Origin of the sequence: Rhizomonospora bruguierae, from assembly GCF_018397995.1 — a bacterium.
Taxonomy (GTDB): Bacteria; Actinomycetota; Actinomycetes; order Mycobacteriales; family Micromonosporaceae; genus Rhizomonospora; species Rhizomonospora bruguierae.
This window is the reverse complement of sequence record NZ_BBQH01000002.1, coordinates 1-1,626: the sequence shown is the minus strand read 5'-3', so window position 1 is coordinate 1,626 and position 1,626 is coordinate 1. Positions and strand designations below refer to the sequence as shown.

The following is a 1,626-nucleotide window of genomic DNA, read 5'->3' as shown; positions in this document are numbered from 1 at the left end:
TCGGGCCGCGGTGGTACTGGCGAACCTGGACCTGGCGACGCTGGCGAAGAGTGCCGACCTGCCGCCCGTCCTCACCAGCCTGGTCCGTCGCCGCACCAGCCGCGGCGTCGCGGCCATTGCCGGGAGTGGCTTCGCCGGCCGGCTGGCCGGGCTGGGCGCGGATGCGGCCGCCGCACTGGTGCTGACCGCCGTGCGGACGCACGCGGCGGCGGTGCTCGGGCACGCCTCGCCGGAGGCCATCCAACCCGACCAGGCGTTCGGCGAGTTGGGCTTCGACTCGCTCAGCGCGGTCGAGTTCCGCAACGTGCTGAGCGCGGCCGTGGACGTGCGGCTGCCGGCGACCATGGTGTTCGACTACCCGACGCCGGCGGAGCTGGCCCGGTTCATCGTGTCCGAGCTGCGCGAGACCACGACGTCGTCGGCCCCGGCGCCGGCGGCGGTTACTACCGCGGCCACCACCGCCGACCCGATCGCGATCGTCGGCATGGCGTGCCGTTATCCGGGAGATGTCGGGTCGCCGGACGATCTGTGGGGGCTGGTGCGGGAGGGCGCGGACGCGATCGGCGCGTTCCCGTCGGATCGTGGCTGGGATCCCGGTGTTTACGATCCCGAGCCCGGCGCGGCCGGCAAGACCTACACCCGCCACGGCGGTTTCCTCTACGACGCCGCCGACTTCGACCCCGGCTTCTTCGGGATCAGTCCACGTGAGGCGCTGGGCATGGATCCGCAGCAGCGGCTGCTGCTGGAGGCCGCGTGGGAGGCGCTGGAGCGGGCCGGTATCGACCCGGGCGTGCTGCGTGGTTCGCTGGCCGGCGTTTTCGCCGGTGTGATGTATCACGACTACGCCGGTGACAGCACCGGCAGCGCGATTTCCGGCCGGGTGTCGTACCTGCTGGGCCTCCAGGGCCCCGCCATGACGATCGATACCGCGTGCTCCTCATCCCTGGTGGCGATCCACCTGGCGGCGCAGGCGTTGCGGTCGGGGGAGTGCACCCTGGCGCTCGCGGGTGGCGTGACCGTGATGGCCACCCCGGAGACGCTCATCCATTTCAGCGGGCAGCGTGGCCTGGCTCCGGACGGCCGGTGCAAGTCGTTCGCGGACGCCGCGGACGGCACGGGCTGGTCCGAGGGCGTGGGCGTGCTGGTGTTGGAGCGGCTGTCCGACGCGCGGCGCAACGGCCACCGGGTGTTGGCGGTGGTGGCGGGTTCGGCGATCAATCAGGATGGCGCGTCGAATGGTTTTTCCGCGCCGAATGGTCCGTCGCAGCAGCGGGTGATTCGTCAGGCGTTGGCGAATGCGGGTCTATCCACTGCGGATGTTGACGTGGTGGAGGCGCACGGCACTGGTACTCGGTTGGGTGATCCGATCGAGGCGCAGGCCGTGCTTGCCACGTACGGCCAGGACCGCCCGTCTCCGTTGTGGCTAGGCTCGGTCAAGTCGAATCTGGGTCATACTCAGGCGGCGGCTGGTGTCGCTGGTGTGATCAAGATGGTGCAGGCGATGCGGCACGAGATGCTGCCCCGCACATTGCACGTGGATGCGCCCAGCTCGCACGTTGACTGGGCCGCCGGGAACGTCGAACTGCTCACCAGCGAGCAGGCGTGGCCTTGGCAGGAGGGCCGGCT

At 70.7% G+C, this 1,626-nt stretch carries 1 protein-coding gene; it reads left to right on the top strand.

The window, feature by feature from the left end; all coding sequences use genetic code 11:
* The coding region (locus KJS59_RS00010; protein WP_213450093.1) for a type I polyketide synthase at positions 1 to 1,626 on the top strand (1,626 nt) is incomplete at both ends.